Source organism: Roseovarius sp. EC-HK134, from assembly GCF_902498815.1.
In the GTDB taxonomy this organism is placed as follows: Bacteria; Pseudomonadota; Alphaproteobacteria; order Rhodobacterales; family Rhodobacteraceae; genus Roseovarius; species Roseovarius mucosus_A.
Map to the genome: position 1 here is coordinate 1,514,406 of NZ_LR701544.1, position 17,343 is coordinate 1,531,748.

Here is a 17,343-nt window from a genome sequence, read left to right on the forward strand (position 1 = left end):
CCGACCTGTCCGATCAGCCCGACCTAAAATTCAGCGTCGACATTGAGTAAGGTGCACACCATAGAATTGACGTGTCCGACTTGAGCTGTCGCAATCAGGAGGTGTTGTCATGCCGACATTGATGATGCCACTCTTTCTGCCGTCAGCCGCGTCAAAGAGCGGCGAGTATAAGCGCAGGTAGGCCCAGCATTCCTGCGCAAATGATACCAATCGAAATTCCCAGACCTTTGAACATTTTACGTTTTCCCTCTTTGACGATTTCCATGCTCTAGAATTAGAACGAAGCGCCGAGGACCAATGCGGCAGGCTGACGCATTCCGCATGAACTCTCCCCAAAACGCTCTGAAGTCCGACTTTCTTCAAATCACATTCGGGTCATGTTCCATCAAACCAAGGAGATAGAGGCTTTCGGGTTTTCTCATCCTGCCGATCAGCCCCATTCATATATTTCTATAATGAATTCAGCAGCATGTGCTGCGCATCAGATTGAGAGAGACCCAGAGATGTCCAAGAAACCGCATCAAGACACCCAGCTGGCGCATTTTGTCGAGCGCCGGATTTTAGAGTTGAGAACCAAGAAAACACAGGGCGAGATCGCCGCGCAGGCGGGCTTCAACAACGCCAATATGGTCACGATGATCAAACAGGGAAAGTCCAAGGCAGCGCTCGACCGTATTCCGGGCTTGGCGCGCGCCCTGGAGTGTGACCCGGCTTATCTTATGCGGCTTGCTTTGGAGCAAGCGATCGGCCGGACCGCTGCTACTGCACTGATCGAGATCTTCGGAGAACCCGTCACTGAAAACGAGACGACTTGGATCAAGGCGATCCGCACAGCGTCCGACAACAGCGATCCGCGCATGACCAGCCGGTCGCAGGCAGCGATCAACGCAATCTTTGGGAAGTGAGCGAGATGCTGCGGATGAAAGATCTCACTGAGAATGAACGCAGCTGGCTTGAATTTCTGCGGATGATCAGCTTGGATCGTGACCCTGCGCCCACTCTGCGGCGCTTGCAGCTCCTGCGGCGTATATGTGCGGCCAGAAAGGCGTAGGAGAAATGGGCGTGTATCCCCGGCGAGGAATGGCTGTGTATCCGTCCCTCGCCGGATCCAGTTTGATAGCGTCCATGAGGTTGCCAAAGGTTTACCTGATGGAAATAGTGGGAAACCTGTAGATCGGGAACTGAGGGTAAAACTCGCCACGAATTGCCTGAATTGGCCATGAAAGGTTGTCGCTAAGTTTACCTTAAGTTGACAAAATTAATCAGAAATAACGTTTTTCTGGGCCTTGATGGAAACGGTGTCGACCTGAAATGCCAATAAAATATAGAGAAACGTCAAAACGGAATCGCGAGAGCAGGGCGTGAGAAACGCCCCCATACTGGCGCTTTGTCAGTCGCATCGTCATTTCGTGGAGACATGCAGATCGTAGTCATGCACCACCCCAGAGCGCCGTGCAGTCGTCCTTCACACCAATCACGTGTCGGGCGTGCTGAGGGACCGTAATATCGAGACGTGGTGAGGCGCTTTGTCAGCATGGATGATGGATTGGCGGGAGAGGAACCTTACGACGATTTGGTCGGAGCGAGGATCATGTATGGGAGCGTGGCAAAGCCGGCGCGCGCCTTGCGCAGCGGTCAGTTAGCCGTGACGGCACTCCTGATGCCATGCATTCCCGCACTATAATTTGGGACGCCTCGTAGGTGTAGTTGAACTAAGCCTATTGAGAAGCGTTCGACTGAAAAACTGCAACCCAGAGCAGGTCGACGGAACTGATCAACAAGTGGCGATAATTGTTTGACATACTTCGTGTTCGGTCTCTTTAACAGGTGAAGAATTCGAATTGCCCACCAAGAATGATTTTCACAAACAAAAGGATGGTATTATGGCGCATGTATTTGACTATTCCTCTTCACAAATCGCGATCGATGAGTTCACGGGCCATAGCCTTAGTAACTTGTTTGGCACCTTAAGTGGAACATTTCTTCCTGCCGAGTTCTGGGACCCTCTTGGAACTCTCTCGGGCGTTGTGAGCTATAGTTTTGAAGAATTCGGCGAGATCAAAACTGGTAGTTTTCGAATTCATTTGGATGGTTCTGGCACATTTTCACAACAATCACTTTCCCCTTTCGCCGATACGTTTATTCCCTTCTTTTACGCAAATGACCCCGAGCTTGTCACCACGGACGCTTTTTTCACAGGCCAAGCGCAGCTGACACTCTTCAGCTTCAGTGACCAGCGATATTTGCGTTTTGAAGGGTTGCCGACACTTGAGCGGAGTTTTGGACCGTTACCCTCAGGACCATTCCTGGATTTCAACGCGGCGTCTGAATTTGCCATCTCAGCCGTGACGCAGGCGAACGCGGATCACCTTGCGAGCTTACAGGCATTACAATCCGCCTCGTTGGCCACGTCCATACGGATCGTTGCGGAAAATTTTGGCATCGACCCGTCTGCTGGGGCCGTCCGCCTCGTATATACACCCGATGCATCTACAAGCCTGACTTTCGCCGATTGGATCGGGCTGGATCCATCGGAGTCGAACGATGCCTATGCCGCGCAGCTTGTCGATACGCAGAGCCTCTTCTCAAATGAGGATGTTGAAGTTGTTCTGACAGATTTTGACGACTTTTTTTCAGATTTAGGTGGAGGCTTTGCCGCGAGGCGCGCGTTCATAGACGCAGGCGGGGGCGATGACATCATCGATATGAGAGGTGACAGTGTCAGCGGTTTCTTTTCCTCGGCATTGACCGTGCCGCTGGATGTATCTGTCGAGGGTGGCGAGGGCAACGACAGTATTTCTACGGTCGTGAGGAACGCAGGCTTCGTGGATGGGGGCAGCGGCAATGATACCATCTTAGCGTCCAGCCTCGCAGATGGCCCGACTGCCTTTTTCGAAGCGCACGGCGGCGATGGCGAGGATGACATCCGCGGTCTCGATGACGGCGCGAATCTATTCTTTGGCGGAAATGATAATGATGTGTTGACAGGTGGATTCGACTCTGCGGATACGATCCACGGTGGGGCCGGTGATGACGACATCGGTGCAGGCTCAGGGTTCGACCTATTCAAGAACGTAAGCTTTTACTCTGACGTGGCAAACTTGCTTTACGGTGATGCGGGTAATGATACCATTGGTGGTGGCAACGGTGCTGACACATTGCATGGTGGCGATGGGGACGACTATATCTTTCCGTTGCTAGGATCTGACTTTGTCTACGGTGGGGCAGGTCTCGATACGTTTTCACTTACCGTTGGTAACAGCGGATTTGAGGGCTCGGATGTCACACGCAGCTTTGGGGATAAGCTCATTGTTGATACTGGCGGCATCCTGGAATTCGCTCCATGGATGAGCGTTGACTTCAACACAAATTTGCTGGAACGGCTTGGGAATGACCTTGTGATCGGCACTCTTGGTCAATCCAGCATTCGGCTGGTTGATTTCTACTCTAATCCTACCGGCTGGATTTCAACTTCTGACGACTCAAGAGAAATCGACTTTGCCCGTGCGGCGACACTTTCTGACTCATCACCAGAGGTGCCTGAGGGCGGTGACACGATTACTGGCGGTGACACCGACGACACAATCGCCGGGAGCGCAGGTAACGATGTGCTTGACGGGGGGGCTGGCAATGACCGGATTGCCGCCTCGGACGGCGATGACCTCGTATCGGGCGGCGCTGGCAATGACAGTATCGGCGGTGGTCTGGGAAATGACACGATCGACGGCGGCGATGGGGATGACGTTATCGGTGGTGGTTTTGGCGCGGATAGCATCACCGGCGGCGCAGGCAATGACGTGGTTGCAGGAGGCGCTGAGAATGACACTCTGTCCGGAGGCGAAGGCAATGACAGCATGTCGGGCAGTTTTGGAAACGATCTGATCGACGCAGGGTCGGGTGCCGATGACATCGGTGGTGGCACTGGTCGAGATACGATTGATGCGGGCTCAGGCAATGACCGTGTCGGCGGCGGAGAGGGTGACGACTCAATCTTGGGTGGCGCAGGCAACGACTTCCTTGCAGGCGGTGGCCGCAACGATACCATCGACGGCGGCACTGGCAATGACACGATCAATGGTGGAGCTGGCAATGACGTAATGACCGGGGGAGCGGATGCAGATCAATTCGTGTTCTCAGCTTTCTTCGATGGTGAGAGCGATGTGATCACCGATTTCGAAGATGGGATCGACAGTTTCTTCATCCGCATTGTTAACCCGGACACGGGCGTGGAGAATATCAACAACGGTGGCAACGGCCTCGCCGGGTTCGTGGCGGCGATGAATATCACCGACACCGCAGCAGGGGCTCAGATGAGCGTAAATGGCAATACAATCCTCGTCGAAGGTATTATCGCCGCACAGCTGACGGTGGATGATTTCCAGTTCCTTTGATGACAAAGGGACCCACCATTCTCAACTGCTGGGTATATCGAGCTGAAAAGCTCTCAGTTCGGATGGTTTCCGGTGGGTCGAACCGAGAGAGGTAAGTCGCCTCTCTCGTCTTCTTGTAACGTTGGACCGGTTGGACCATGTTGACCACTTGGACCGAAATAGTGTTTTGAAATCAATGCGGTCCAACCGGTCCAACCGGTCCAACCGAAATCCCAGATCGATGCCTGGAGATAAAGGTGGCCGTGATGCGCGATCTCTGTCATCTGCTAGGATGAGGGCACCATTTGAATTGCCAAGAGAGGTCCAATCTCGCACCACCGAGGAATGGCTCGACATCCGGGTATGGACACCAGCAGGAATGCATGGGAGCGATCGCGAAGTCCTAGAAATTTCTATCGAACACGAGGGGGATGAGCTGCTACCGGTTTCGTGGACGGCGGGTTATAAACTAGCATAGCGCGGGCCTCGAACTCCATGAGGCTGATGTAGCGGCCTAGAACGTGAGGCTGAATAGTTCAGCTCAATCGATGTGGCTTCGTAGAATTTCTACCAGCTTTGATAGCAAGACGAGAAGATCAACCGAGATGAGTTTAATGACCACGGCGATGATATGGCTTGGATAATCGAATATCCGAGACCAACATAATTCAACATAACGTGGTCAAGGCTCCTTCCGGCTTGCCGAAAGTTGCCCAATCGCATACATTTTTCGATGTTTGTGTTATATCCGCGTGCATTCGAGAATTATGAGGAGATTGTGTGAGCCAGACTCATCCGCACATACTTGAACATATTTACGATGCTGCGCTTCAGCAGTCCTGCTGGCCGGGCGCTATTGATAACCTAGCAGATCACCTTGATGCTAGAGCGGGCGCGCTTTTAGTGCATGATCCTAGTATAACTACTTATTCCATAAACGCCCTTAGCAGCGTTTATATGGACTTGATGACTTCAGGTAGTGCCGACTTGTATCTTGAAACACTCGCAAAATACGAAGCTGAGCAGTGGAAATTCATCGGACTCACTCAAGTCGGTGCTATTCTGCGCGATGAAGAGATGGGAGTAAGCAAGGCAGATCTCGATGAGCGCGAAGACTACGTTTTCTTAAGGGAAGAGGCCGGCATATTGCGGCGCCTTGCCTTTAGACTCAACGATAATCAAGGCTGGTTCGATGGCATGACCATCGGTTTCCCATCGCATGTCGAGCGCGTTCCCGACTCCTCCATAGAAAAGTTGTCCCCGTTTCTGCCGCATTTAGCGAAGGCCGTGGAGATAGGACGAACTTTTGCTCGACTACAAGTCCACTACAAAGCGGTTTTGACTGTTCTAGACAAAGTAAGTATTGGACTCTTTCTGACGCTTGAAAACGGCGAGGTGATCCTCGCAAATCGGGAAGCGCAACGCATCCTATCGTTGCAGGACGGACTTATCCAAACTCCTTCTAACCGCTTGGTTGTGCGGGATGCTACCCTGTCAGCCCGACTTCAAAAATGTATAAATGAAGTTGCGCGCACTGCAGGCGGACAGGCCGAAAGGGCGCAGTATGTGCTTCGTATCCCACGCCCGTCTCTGGCGCATCCTTTCCTTCTGGAAGTGACACCTCTCAGGGATGCGAATGACGAGCTGGGCGATGGATTTTTCGGAGCTTTGGTGATCGTAGTGGATCCCGAAAGCCCATTCGACTTCAATATTTCTTTGTTCGGCGTATTTTACCAACTGACGAAGTCTGAAACGGAGGTCTGCGATCTTTTGGTTCGCGGCTTTCAGACTGGTCAGATCGCAGAAATGCGCGGCACCCATTATACCACAGCAAAAAATCAGATTGCCTCAGTCTATCAGAAAACCGGCACTCGCCGCCGTGGCGAGCTTGTTCGCCTAGTGGTGAAGACCCTGCCGCCGGTGATCTGAAGGAGCGCTGGGGCCAACCGCACGAACCGCTCGCAGATGCAAAAAATGCATGTCTCCCGCGGTTTCAATGTTTGTATAGTCCTTTCGGATCATGAAACCCTTCAGCGAGCGTGTTCTCGTAGGTCTGCAGCTCATAATAGGCCTGCACTTTTTTCTTGAGTCAGGTCAATCGAAAGAAACGCATTTCATCTGGACGTGCCGGAATCCCGAAGAACTTGGAGGAAACGAATGGAACCCGAAAACCTAATCCTTGGAACGGACGGAGACGATACGCTTGTCGGCACGGCCGCAGATGACCTGATCCTTACCGGCAATTCTACGCCGAACGGCGATTTCGTTGGGGCGAGCACGGGCAACGATACCATCGACTTTGCGGGCAATGACGGGGAAAACGGGTTTGTTACGCTGGGCTATACCGGGCTGAATGCACCAATCTCGGTCACGATCGACGGGTCGGCAAATACCGGCACGGTGAACAAAGGGGCCAATGGAACCGACACGCTGCTCAATGTCGACCTCCCGCTTATGGCCGGGAACATCAATGGCGGCCTTCAGATCGTAGGGACCGGCGGCAACGACGGCTTTGTCGTAGCACCCGACGCCGACCAATGGATGGCTTTGCGCCCCGGTGCGGGCGTGGACAGCTTCACCATCAATGGCTCGGGCTTTGTGCGGCTGGATTTCCGCAATGGCAATGGCATTGATATCAATCTTGCCACGCGGCAGATCACCAATGACGGGTTCGGCAATGCTGAGGTCATCAGTGGCACCAACACTGTTTGGGAAATCTCTGGCTCTGCCGGTAACGACCGCATGATCGGCTCCGACGCGAATGAATCCTTCCGCTACGGGGGCGGCGGCAACAACACGGTCGAGGGGGGCGGCGGCATTGACCGGCTGCGCTATGACTTTGGACAGGTGACCTCGGCCACGGTCGATCTTTCGACCAACACCGCGACGGGCACGCTCTTGGGCGGTGGCACGTTCAGCGATCAAATCTCGGGATTCGAGAATGTGCGCGGGTCATTCGGCAACGATACCATCACCGGGGACGCCACGGCCAACCGGCTTCAGGGTCGGTCCGGCGATGACCGGCTTGTGGGCGGTCTCGGAAATGACACCATCGACGGCGAGGATGGCAGCGATACCGCCGTTCTCGCGGTGAACCGCGCCGATGCGACGGCGTCTGCCTTCACTGGCGGCATCCAGATCATCTCCGCCGAGGGCACGGATTTCTTTACCTCGGTCGAGTTCTTCCAATTCGACGACACCCTCATCAGCGCGGCTGATCTGCTCGACGGTGCTGAAATCCCAGGCGAAGAGACCGTGGGCACCAATGGCAACGACACCCTTCTTGGCGGCATTGGCGATGACACGCTGAACGGCCTCGATGGCGATGACGTGCTTGATGGCGGTGCAGGCAATGACCTTATCCTCACCGGCAATTCTACGCCCAACGGCGATTTCGTTGCGGCAAGCACCGGCAACGACACCATCGACTTTGCGGGCAATGACGCGGAGAACGGCTTTGTCACGTTGGGTTACGCCGGGCTGAATGCACCAATCTCGGTCACGATCGACGGGTCGGCAAATACCGGCACGGTGAACAAAGGGGCCAATGGCACCGACACGCTGCTCAATGTCGACTTGCCACTTCTCGCGGGCAATACCAATGGCGGCCTTCAGATCATCGGCACCACCGGGAATGATAGCTTTGTCGTAGCACCCGACGCCAGCCAGTGGATGGCTTTGCGGAGCGGAGACGGAGTCGACAGTTTTACCATCAACGGTTCGGGCTTTGTGCGGCTGGATTTCCGCACTGGCAATGGCATTGATGTTAATCTTGCCACGCGGCAGATCACAAATGACGGGTTTGGCAATGCTGAGGTCATCAGTGGCACCAACACTGTTTGGGAAATCTCTGGCTCTGCCGGTAACGATCGCATGATCGGCTCCGACGCGAATGAATCTTTCCGTTACTGGGGCGGCGGCAACAACACGGTTGAGGGCGGCGACGGCATTGACCGATTGCGCTATGACGTGGGGCCGGTTGCTTCAGTCACGGTCAACCTCTCGACCAACACTGCGACGGGCACGCTATCCGCCGGTGGCACCTTCAGCGATGTCATATCGGGGTTTGAGAATCTACGTGGCTCATTTGGTGACGATACCCTCATCGGGGACGATACCTCCAACCTGCTGCAGGGCCGGGCAGGCGATGACCGGCTTGAGGGTGGCCTCGGGAATGACACGATCGACGGCGAGGATGGCAACGATACCGCCGTGCTCGCCGTGGCCCGCGCCGATACGCAGGTCTCCGTGATCAACGGCGGCATCCAGATCATCTCCGCCGAAGGCACGGATTTCTTCACCTCGGTCGAATTCTTCCAATTCGACGATACCCTCATAAGCGCGGCTGATCTGATCAACGGGGCGGGGATCACCGGCGAGGTGATCGTGGGCACCGATGGTGACGACTCGCTGATTGGCACGGTCAATGATGACACGCTCGCGGGTGGCGACGGGAATGACAACATCGACTCGGGCGGGGGCGGCAACAACAACATTTCCGGCTCGGATGGCAATGACACGCTCTTTGGCGGGCCGGGGGATGACAGCATCGGTGGCGGCCTTGGCGATGACACCATCTTCGGCAACGGCGGCAACGATGTGCTGGGCGCAGGCTTTGGCAATGATTTCGTGTCCGGTGGCAACGGCAATGATGTGGTCGCAGGCGGCGCTGGCGATGACACGCTCGAAGGCGGCGAAGGCAACGACAGCATGTCGGGCAGCTTTGGCAACGATCTGATCTTTGGCAACGGCGGCGCGGATGATATCGGCGGCGGCACCGGGCGCGATACGATTGATGCCGGTGCCGGGAATGACAGCGTTGGCGGCGGCGAAGGCGATGACAGCATCGACGGCGGTGACGGCAACGACTTCCTCGCTGGTGGCGGCCGCAACGATGTGATCGACGGCGGCGCTGGCAATGACACGATCAATGCGGGCGCTGGAAATGACACGATCACCGGCGGAACCGGGGCCGATCAATTCGTCTTCTCGTCCTTCTTCGACGGCGAGGCTGATATCATCACCGATTTCGAAGATGGGTTGGACAGTTTCTTCATCCGCCGTTTCGATCCCGATACCGGCGTTGAGAATATCAACAACGGCGGCAATGGTCTGGCGGGCTTCGTCGCGGCGATGAACATCGTCGATGTCGAGGGCGGCGCGCAAATGACGGTGAATGGCAACACCATCCTCGTCGAAGGCATCACGGCGGCGCAACTCACAGTGGACGATTTCACGTTCCTTTGATGAAGAAGGGATCCACCATTCTCAACTGACGGGCATATCGAGCTGAGAAGCTCTCCGCTCGATTGCTTTCCGTTGGGCAAACCGAGAGAGGTAATTCGCTTCTCTCATCTGCTGGTAATGTTGGCCTGCTTGGACCATTAGGGTCACTTAGATCGAAATAGTATTTTGAAATCAATGCGGTCCAACGGTCCTACCGGTCCAACCGAAATCTCAAATCGATTGCGATAGAAAAAAGTGCCGGTGAAGTGCGCGATCTCTGGCATGTGCCAGGATAAGGGAACCTTTTGAATTGCCAAAATAGGTCCAAATACTCCCTGCCGAGGAATGGCTCGACTTCCCGATATAGACATCAGCTGAAATGCATGGGGGCAGGCGCTAAGACCCAGGTTTTTTGCTTAACACGGCGGGATGTATTCTGGTGCTGACATTGCCCACAAGTAGCACCCAAAATCCGGCTACCACAAAGATGAATTCATCCTGTGCGCCGTTCAGATCGCGTCCCAAAAAACCAAGAGGCCTTTGGCAGCTTCATGCGTCGCGAGTGAAGTTCATCGCTGCCGGGCCTTGCGATCGGCATAGCGCTTGTCGCGGTCAGCTTTGCGGCTTGCCTCATCCTTGATGACGCGCGCAATCATGGTGTCTGATTTCTGCTCAGCTTCGACTTTAGCGCGCGAAGCGACATTTGCCGCATCTAGGTAGGCCGCTGCTTCGGCTTCGCGCCGTTCTTCCGCCTGAAGCAGTGCCTGCGCCTCAGCCTTTAGTCTGTCGCGTTCGCTGCGCCGCGCATCGCGCGCCATGGCAATCGTCATGCGCTCTTGCTCCCGCGCGATACGGGTCGGTTGATCCGCATCCATTTTGGCGCGATATGCGCGCAGAAGTTCAGCTTTTGCATCCAAGGCAGAGCTGCGACGATCAGAGAGGTCATTGCTTTTTTCAGTTCTCAAGGTCTGTGTCCTGTTATTTGGAGATCGATGGGCCTGAAGTCAGGCGCGTGCGGTGAGCTCTGTGGCGGTAGCGACGCTTTTTGCTGCGCCTGTGCCACCGTCCCGCTCTTCGCGGGCAGTTTTCAATCGCAATGTTTTTTCTATGCGGGCACGAGCGATGTCATCATGCTCTTTGCTCGCGCTCGCGCGTGTCAGAAATTGCGATTGCACCTTGGCAAAGGCAACCTTGGCCCGCTGGCGTGAACGGATATTGGTCGGTGACATAAGAGGTTAGTTTCTATCGCTTGGTGCGGTGGTCAGCATGAGGGACGCGATCCGGTGAACGCCAAGGGCAAGGTATCTGATCTTGCGTGTGCCTGCCCCATAGCCGAATCCAATTTTGAAGTGTTCTGATTACGTGGCTTGCGGAGGCGCAAACAATAAAAAGCGGGGGTAACTGATGCTACCCTCGCTTGATATTCTCATCTTTAGACAAGTCCGAGTTCAGGCAAGAACGAGGTTCGTCGCAGATTCACGACCGTTACGGTCGCTTTCCAGATCAAACGAAACCGCTTGGCCATCGTCCAGACTGCGGAGGCCAGCGCGCTCGAGCGCTGTGATGTGGACGAATACGTCCTTTGAACCCTGCGCCGGCGCGATAAACCCAAAGCCTTTTGTTGCGTTAAACCATTTCACGGTGCCATTGGCCATCGTGATATCTCCTTGTGTATGTGCCACCCGCATCATCGCAGTGGCTTGGCTCAGTGTCGTCAGAGTCGCAACTGAAGCCGTAAGGAGACAGAAGATCAAAATTTGAAGCCTAGCTCGCGTGGGTTAGATCAGAAAATCGGCCAACGCAAGTCTTCATTCAACTGTGTTGACCAGACTGAGGCTCCAAAACATGCCTGTCAGACAGATTTTGCTCACTGCTATGATACATCGGGCGTGCTGAGGATCCGCAATATGAAGCCGTGGTGAGGCGTGTCCGGACATCATGGAACTGCAACGCACTCTGTGGAAACATCCTGCCATGATCGAATTCCGCACCCTCGCCGATGACCATCCCGACCTTGCGCATTCTCCGCTGCTTCGGGGCGCTCTTCTGACCCTGCAATATGCACAGGAGCACGGATCAATCGGTCTGACCAAAGCCAAGGCCTTCAAGCGCGTCTTCGTCCATTGGGCCGTCGAACATTTCGACTGGCCGGAGCATGGCGCAGAAGAGATGTTCCGCTACAAAAAGGTGATCAACGAGTATGAGTTTCCCCCGCTTGAGGTTCTGCATTTCCTGCTGATTTCCCTGCGCTTGGGGCGCCACTACAAGGGTGAGTTTCGGTTGACCAAACGTGGTGCAGAGCTGGCGCAAGCCCCTGGCCGCCTCTTTGCCGAGCTGATCCCATATTTTGTCCTCCAGATCGATCACGCGTCTTACGCGCGCTTCGATGACCGCCCCTTCGGAAAATGGGACGTCTGGATGAACGTGATCAACGTAGAGGCCGATCATGGCACGACCGAGGCGGCCTTGTTCGAAACCTTCTACGGTGAGCCGCAAGATTGGCACACCGCAGGATGGCGAGAGATGGCCGCGTTCTCATCTTGCGTGCTGCGCCCGCTCGAATGGGCGGGATTGTTAAGTGAGACCCGAGAAGAAGGCACTGGCGGGAACGTCTGTCATGTGTTCAAGACCCCGCTTTGGCGCAGCGCGCTCAAACTGGACACGGACGAAATCCTACAACCGAAGTCCGTTCACTAAGACGGCTTTCAACGCTGCCGAGACCTGACGCTGCTTGGTTGCAACAGGCCCATATCGGCCGTTCGAGCGAGCAGCGACGCGGCAATGCGGCTTCCTTCCCCAGACCGGACGTTGGCCATGGGAAGCAAGAATCATCCGTGCAGCGGTAAAATTCTGGTGGATGTGGACCGATACGTCGGCCACAGGCTACTTTTTGACTGGGCGATACCGTTAGAGAACAAGTTGCGTGAGACTTCTGACGCGGTTAGTAGAGAAATAATAACCCATTGAATGTGTGTTTCATGCCTGTCCCCCTATTCGCAGTCTTAAGTCAAGTAGCCGTTCGTGTGGTGACGAGCCCACAGATCTGGCAGGTGCTCGGCATTGCGGCTGTAGTCACCTTTGGTGGCAGCTTTGTGTTGGAGACCTTCTTCGAGGAGGTCGTGGCCACGATCTCCGCCCTTTGGTGGGTGGTCGGCCTGATCGTCATCCTTCTCATCTCGCGCATCGCTCTGCCGATATACATCCAAGAACGTGCAAAGACGCAACGCGCTCAGTTGGGCAAGAAATGTCACGATGACGAATAGGCAGGTCCGCTTTATTTCCCGCATTATTGTTGTAACAATTGTCGCGGCCGTGGCAGGGATCGCGGCGCGGGTCGCATTGGATTCCAAAGAACTTATTAAAGTGACCGGTGAGGGCGGCCTGCGAGATCTTCTTATCTTTGCCTCGCCTATCTCCACATTAGCACTTATGCAGTATTCTCTGGCAATCCGATCCCACGGAATACGCGCACTCTCGACCGAGGGTCTAGCTTTCGTGCCGCCACTATGTATTTTCCTCTTAGTAACACTACCATTTTATATGAGCTCGGTCAGCGTAGAGGTCATGGAGGAATGTGCATGGTGGAAAGTCATTGGCTGCAGCACGGAAGTAAGCCGGCCAAACTACTGGATTGTGATCATCCTTCTTTTTGCGACAGCCATGTCAATCCGCGCGCTTGTTCGCCGTGAAGTTCTCCGTCCAGAAGGTTGGGCTGGCAGAACCTGAGGTTCAATCGCGCGTCCAACTGCCGGGCTATTTCGGCCCTATGCGGACTCTCAGCACTGGCTCATGATGCTGCAGCGCGGCCCGTCGAAGCAGCCACTTGTAAATCGCGCAGCATTTCGTGGACTGAATCGTCAGTCAGCGAACAAACCAAACTTGAAATTCCTTCACGACGTCCTGTTTTTGGCTTACGCTGCACCGCAGCAAGAGGCGTGGGCATGCATGTTATCCTGATCTTTTTGGCTCTGACTCTACTGATCGCAGGGGCATGGCGCGGTATATCTGTGCTGGTCCTTGCACCAGTGCTCGCGACGCTTGCTGCATTTGCATCAGGCGCACCCGTTCTTGCGGGCTATACGCAGGTCTTCATGCAAGCAGCGGGTGCATTTGTGATCGCTTTCTTTCCGTTGTTCTTGCTGGGTGCGCTTTTTGGCAAGGTGATGGAAACATCAGGTGCCGCAGCGCGTTTGGCCATTGCGATTGCATCGGCCCTGGGTGCGAACAACGCGATCCTCGCGGTTGTTCTGGCCTGCGCCCTGCTGACCTATGGCGGTGTATCGCTCTTCGTAGTGGCCTTCGCGGCTTGGCCGCTGGCCCACGCGCTTTTCGTGCAAACTGGTCTTCCGCAACGATTGATCCCCGCCACCATCGCCTTGGGGGCCTTTACGTTCACCATGACAGCCTTGCCCGGCACGCCGTCCATCCAGAACGCGATTCCCATGGCGACCTTTGGGACCACAGCCTTTGCGGCCTCCGGATTGGGGCTGATTGCCGGTGCTGTTATGTTGGGGTTCGGTTTGGTCTGGCTGCAATGGCGGGTGCGCAAACTTGCAGGTCACCACGTGGCTGCCGCAACCAATGCCCCGACAACCACTGGAGAGTTGCCGCTCTGGAGAGCCGCCGCGCCGCTCCTGTCAGTCGGGGTCGTTACGCTGATGATGGGCAGCGTCGTGTTACCCCAGCTGGATACCGGATATCTGGCGGCACCCACCTATGGCGCGACCGATTTATCCCGTTTGCGGGGGCTTTGGTCAGTCATTACGGCGCTTGCTGTCGCAGTGATCTTGGCTTTGATCCTCAGCCGCCCGCCGCGGGTTATGCAGTCCCTGAACGACGGTGCGGAGTCTGCCCTGCTTCCCCTGTTCAACACAGCAAGTCTTGTAGGGTTCGGCGCCGTCATAGCCACCCTGCCGGGGTTTGACGTCTTCCGGCAAAGCCTTGACGGATTGGCAGGTGGCAATGTGGTCATCTCAGCGGCGCTATCATCGGCGGCCCTTGCAGGGATCACAGGGTCTGCATCGGGGGGCATGTCAATTGCGCTGGACGTGCTTGGGCCATCAATTGTTGCACAGGCAGCTCTCCAGGGAGTTGATCCCGCCTTGTTGCATCGTGTCATTGCCGTGGCCACCGGGGGGCTGGATACGCTGCCGCACAATGGCGCTGTCGTCACGCTTCTGGGTATTTGTGGGATGACGCATAGGCAGGCTTATGGCGATATCTTTATGGTCGCCGTTGTTGTGCCGACCATCGCTTGCGCCTTGATTATCGCGCTTGGTATGGCATTCGGGAGTTTTTAGGATTCTGCCGTTCGAGACTGTTGGTCGACAGGGCTTGTGAAATCATCAGGGTTCAACGCAACAACCGGACACTCAAGCGTATTGATGATGTTTTCCGCGGTATTGACGATGAACACCCCAATCAGGCCGGTTCTGGCTACTTTTCCATCACGACAACATCGCATCGGCACCAAGCGCTCGGCTTTGTTCCTGAATGACGGTTTCGGTTATCGCCGAATCTATCGAACCCCGAAAGACTGAGGCGTCTTCCGACCTTACCGGACATTGACCATGCAAGTTCGATGCGAAAGTGCAGCCCGTCCAACCGCCGCAATCGCAAAGTCATCTAGCCGTCGGACGACTGCATCGCGGGACTGAGCGTGCAGTCACGACACATCTCACGTGACTCAGCGTCCGTGGTGGCGCGCAGGATCAAGGCGATCGCAATGCAGATCGTGAGAACCCAGATCGATACGTTCGAGTTGCCGCGTCTGCCGCGGATTGGCAAACGTGGGGTCGGTTTCCCGAGGCGCAACAGCTTGGAAGTTGTCCGGCGCTCGGATTTCGATTTGATATCGTCCGGCCGTGTAGATGGCGGAATATGATCCTTCTTTTCGTTTCGCATGTTCAACACGACGATGCTACTGACGGTGTCTCATTCGCTATCGGCACTTCATCATGGGGGACCTGTGTCATGTCAGTTGCTTGCCGACAACAGTCTCTCGGCGCCAAGCGCCAATTGATCGGGATGACCGGACTCATCGACAAGGACGAAGGAGGACCGCCCGCGCTCGAAGAGGGCGATGGTGCGTCCCTGATACTCAAAGGCGCTCGGTGGTTCCTCGGTGTCTTCGGGGCTGCGAGCGACGACCATCAGCAAGAGCCGTCCGAGATCGGGGGCGTCTACGACAATGGCAATGGCGGGGCGATCAGGTGTTGCAACGATTTGCACATCGCGCAGTGTCCAATCCTCGGGCAAGGACGGCATGTCTACCCCGAGTGCTGCGACGATTTCCTGCGCGTTCAGCTCCGCGCTTTCCGGCTGCGACACCATCCAGTGCCGAAGCTCCAGTGCCGACTGCGCGTCGAGCGCCGCCTCCACCAGCGGCGGGGCGCTTGCGGGCACGGTCATTTGCCACGTCGCATGACCTGCCCAACCTGCTGCAAACAAAACAATGGCTGCCGCGAAGGGAACTGCGCGACGCAACACGCGCTGCCCGCGCAAACGGCGCTGCAAACGCTGCGCCTCGGCCACGAGTCGTGGCGGGGCCGGATCGTCCGCAGATGAAAGCGCCATACGCAGTGCGGCCGTGTTGCCTGCATCGGCCAGCAGGTCTGCCGTCCGCTCCGGTCTTTCCTTAAGAAAATCGGCGACGGCCAGGGTGCGATCGGGGTTCAGACGCCCCTCCAGAAGCGCCAGAAGATCGGCCCAGCTGCAAGCAGCCCGAAATGTCGCATGATGCCCGGGTCAGAGACAGGATGAGGTCGATATTGCTCGAAAAACTACTTTTGGGATCATCACTTTGTAGGTCGCAGGCAAAAAATCAGCCGCGTCGTCAGAACATTTTATATTTTTGCGGGGCGCTGATAAATCCGTGAAACAAGCTCTAAAAATCTGGAAATTCTTCGCGCAGAACTCTGCCCAATCCTCTGCGAGCCAGTTCTTTCTTGAAGGGTTCTCGCAGAGCGGGTTTGCGAGCGAGATCCCTCCTGATGCTGCTAATGAATTCTTCGTGCTGGACCACCGCTTCGTCAAATCCTTCCTGTCGAAGCTGCATTTCCAGGGGATCACCTAGATTTTCCATGGCGGTCGTAGGTGCGCAGGGTCGGCCTGCATGAACCCAAGCGGGTTCTGGTTCCAAGGGCATTTGCTTGCCGTAGTCTGGAGCCAGCTCGAGAAAGCTCTTCTTGAGTTTAGGGTCTGCGTTCAGCTCTTCGTTCAGCTGGACTGTGTGTTCGACGTAATCCAAGGCTGCGCGTAATGAGATCCTGCACATTCTGAACCACTCTTCGTTGAGCCGCGCTTTGGTTCTAACTTTCATGGCGTATGTTCTGCGCTCGAGATCAGAGGCTGACTTCGCCATTTTTGCGCTGGCCTGCTCCATTTTCTGAGCACCGCGCGCGATGGCCTCGAAGAACGATTTCATAGAAGACCTTCCTATTTTGGGAGCTGCACTTTGCGTGTGAGGCTCTGCGGGCACTTTTTCTTTCTTCCGCCCGACAAGAAAGACAACGAGCAAGACACATGAAAAAAAGCGCCGGACCACTCATGCCGCCAAATTCGATCGACCCTCTTCACGTTCACCTGACCTTCCCCCCCGGAGCCGCGCCATTGCGAGTTGGAATTTTCCACTTCTGAAAGGATGAAAAGGACTTCCCCGCTGAACATACGCGGCTCGAATCGAAAGAAAAAGGTCAATTGTCAGCCAAGGAATGGATAGTGGATTGCGAACTCCTTTTCGGGAGGG

General features: G+C 55.5%; 14 protein-coding genes. 8 read left to right on the forward strand and 6 right to left on the reverse strand.

Annotation, left to right across the window (positions count from 1 at the left end; all coding sequences use genetic code 11):
• Positions 1-503: 503 nt before the first annotated feature.
• The 4 genes from GC127_RS11250 (at position 504) to GC127_RS11265 (ending at position 9,617) form a co-directional block, all read left to right on the forward strand.
• Positions 504-905 carry a helix-turn-helix domain-containing protein gene (locus GC127_RS11250; protein WP_037296694.1) on the forward strand — a complete coding sequence of 134 codons (402 nt, stop codon included), beginning with the start codon at positions 504-506 and terminating at the stop codon, positions 903-905.
• Positions 906-1,883: 978 nt separating this feature from the next.
• Complete coding sequence (locus GC127_RS11255; protein ID WP_199861234.1) at positions 1,884-4,391, forward strand: calcium-binding protein; 2,508 nt, start codon at positions 1,884-1,886, stop codon at positions 4,389-4,391.
• A 759-nt stretch (positions 4,392-5,150) separates the two neighbouring features.
• Entirely contained in the window at positions 5,151-6,299 is a 1,149-nt protein-coding gene (locus GC127_RS11260; protein WP_151978117.1) for a helix-turn-helix transcriptional regulator, read from the forward strand.
• Between the two features lie 228 nt (positions 6,300-6,527).
• A complete protein-coding gene (locus tag GC127_RS11265; RefSeq protein WP_151978119.1) occupies positions 6,528-9,617 on the forward strand; it encodes a calcium-binding protein in 3,090 nt (1,029 codons plus the stop codon).
• A gap of 548 nt (positions 9,618-10,165) precedes the next feature.
• On the opposite strand, the gene GC127_RS11270 is transcribed toward GC127_RS11265, so the two are convergent.
• The 3 genes from GC127_RS11270 to GC127_RS11280 form a co-directional block, all read right to left on the reverse strand.
• Positions 10,166-10,561, reverse strand: a complete 396-nt coding sequence (locus GC127_RS11270; protein ID WP_151978121.1) for a DUF6481 family protein — start codon at positions 10,559-10,561, stop codon at positions 10,166-10,168.
• A gap of 39 nt (positions 10,562-10,600) precedes the next feature.
• Entirely contained in the window at positions 10,601-10,825 is a 225-nt protein-coding gene (locus GC127_RS11275) for a hypothetical protein (protein WP_151978123.1), read from the reverse strand.
• A gap of 219 nt (positions 10,826-11,044) precedes the next feature.
• Positions 11,045-11,251 (reverse strand): cold-shock protein, encoded by a 207-nt coding sequence (locus tag GC127_RS11280; protein WP_151978125.1) that lies wholly within the window; start codon positions 11,249-11,251, stop codon positions 11,045-11,047.
• A gap of 283 nt (positions 11,252-11,534) precedes the next feature.
• Between GC127_RS11280 and GC127_RS11285 the strand changes: the two genes are divergently transcribed.
• The 3 genes from GC127_RS11285 (at position 11,535) to GC127_RS11295 (ending at position 13,322) form a co-directional block, all read left to right on the forward strand.
• The gene (locus tag GC127_RS11285) at positions 11,535-12,293 is read left to right on the forward strand and encodes a hypothetical protein (protein ID WP_151978127.1); all 759 of its coding nucleotides are present in this window, start codon (positions 11,535-11,537) and stop codon (positions 12,291-12,293) included.
• 281 nt (positions 12,294-12,574) lie between these two features.
• Complete coding sequence (locus tag GC127_RS11290; RefSeq protein ID WP_151978129.1) at positions 12,575-12,859, forward strand: hypothetical protein; 285 nt, start codon at positions 12,575-12,577, stop codon at positions 12,857-12,859.
• On the forward strand, positions 12,849-13,322 hold the full coding sequence (locus GC127_RS11295; RefSeq protein ID WP_151978131.1) for a hypothetical protein: 474 nt from the start codon (positions 12,849-12,851) through the stop codon (positions 13,320-13,322). Before GC127_RS11290 ends, GC127_RS11295 begins: the two co-directional genes overlap by 11 nt.
• A gap of 61 nt (positions 13,323-13,383) precedes the next feature.
• On the opposite strand, the gene GC127_RS22825 is transcribed toward GC127_RS11295, so the two are convergent.
• Complete coding sequence (locus GC127_RS22825; RefSeq protein ID WP_199861235.1) at positions 13,384-13,539, reverse strand: hypothetical protein; 156 nt, start codon at positions 13,537-13,539, stop codon at positions 13,384-13,386.
• Between GC127_RS22825 and GC127_RS11300 the strand changes: the two genes are divergently transcribed.
• A complete protein-coding gene (locus GC127_RS11300) occupies positions 13,538-14,896 on the forward strand; it encodes a GntP family permease (RefSeq protein WP_151978133.1) in 1,359 nt (452 codons plus the stop codon). The genes GC127_RS22825 and GC127_RS11300 overlap by 2 nt on opposite strands.
• Before the next feature lie 676 nt (positions 14,897-15,572).
• Here the strand turns inward: GC127_RS11300 and GC127_RS11305 are convergent.
• Positions 15,573-16,172 (reverse strand): hypothetical protein, encoded by a 600-nt coding sequence (locus GC127_RS11305; protein ID WP_151978135.1) that lies wholly within the window; start codon positions 16,170-16,172, stop codon positions 15,573-15,575.
• A gap of 310 nt (positions 16,173-16,482) precedes the next feature.
• Positions 16,483-17,022 (reverse strand): hypothetical protein, encoded by a 540-nt coding sequence (locus tag GC127_RS11310; RefSeq protein ID WP_151978137.1) that lies wholly within the window; start codon positions 17,020-17,022, stop codon positions 16,483-16,485.
• Positions 17,023-17,343: the final 321 nt, after the last annotated feature.

Excerpts from the sequence above, each read along its gene's own strand:
- GC127_RS11250 (WP_037296694.1), top strand. The coding sequence starts at position 504 with ATGTCCAAGAAACCGCATCAAGACACCCAGCTGGCGCATTTTGTCGAG.
- GC127_RS11255 (WP_199861234.1), top strand. The coding sequence starts at position 1,884 with ATGGCGCATGTATTTGACTATTCCTCTTCACAAATCGCGATCGATGAG.
- GC127_RS11265 (WP_151978119.1), top strand. The coding sequence starts at position 6,528 with ATGGAACCCGAAAACCTAATCCTTGGAACGGACGGAGACGATACGCTT.
- GC127_RS11275 (WP_151978123.1), bottom strand. The coding sequence starts at position 10,825 with ATGTCACCGACCAATATCCGTTCACGCCAGCGGGCCAAGGTTGCCTTT.
- GC127_RS11280 (WP_151978125.1), bottom strand. The coding sequence starts at position 11,251 with ATGGCCAATGGCACCGTGAAATGGTTTAACGCAACAAAAGGCTTTGGG.
- GC127_RS11285 (WP_151978127.1), top strand. The coding sequence starts at position 11,535 with ATGGAACTGCAACGCACTCTGTGGAAACATCCTGCCATGATCGAATTC.
- GC127_RS11290 (WP_151978129.1), top strand. The coding sequence starts at position 12,575 with ATGCCTGTCCCCCTATTCGCAGTCTTAAGTCAAGTAGCCGTTCGTGTG.
- GC127_RS11295 (WP_151978131.1), top strand. The coding sequence starts at position 12,849 with ATGACGAATAGGCAGGTCCGCTTTATTTCCCGCATTATTGTTGTAACA.
- GC127_RS11300 (WP_151978133.1), top strand. The coding sequence starts at position 13,538 with ATGCATGTTATCCTGATCTTTTTGGCTCTGACTCTACTGATCGCAGGG.
- GC127_RS22825 (WP_199861235.1), bottom strand. The coding sequence starts at position 13,539 with ATGCCCACGCCTCTTGCTGCGGTGCAGCGTAAGCCAAAAACAGGACGT.
- GC127_RS11305 (WP_151978135.1), bottom strand. The coding sequence starts at position 16,172 with ATGGCGCTTTCATCTGCGGACGATCCGGCCCCGCCACGACTCGTGGCC.
- GC127_RS11310 (WP_151978137.1), bottom strand. The coding sequence starts at position 17,022 with ATGAAATCGTTCTTCGAGGCCATCGCGCGCGGTGCTCAGAAAATGGAG.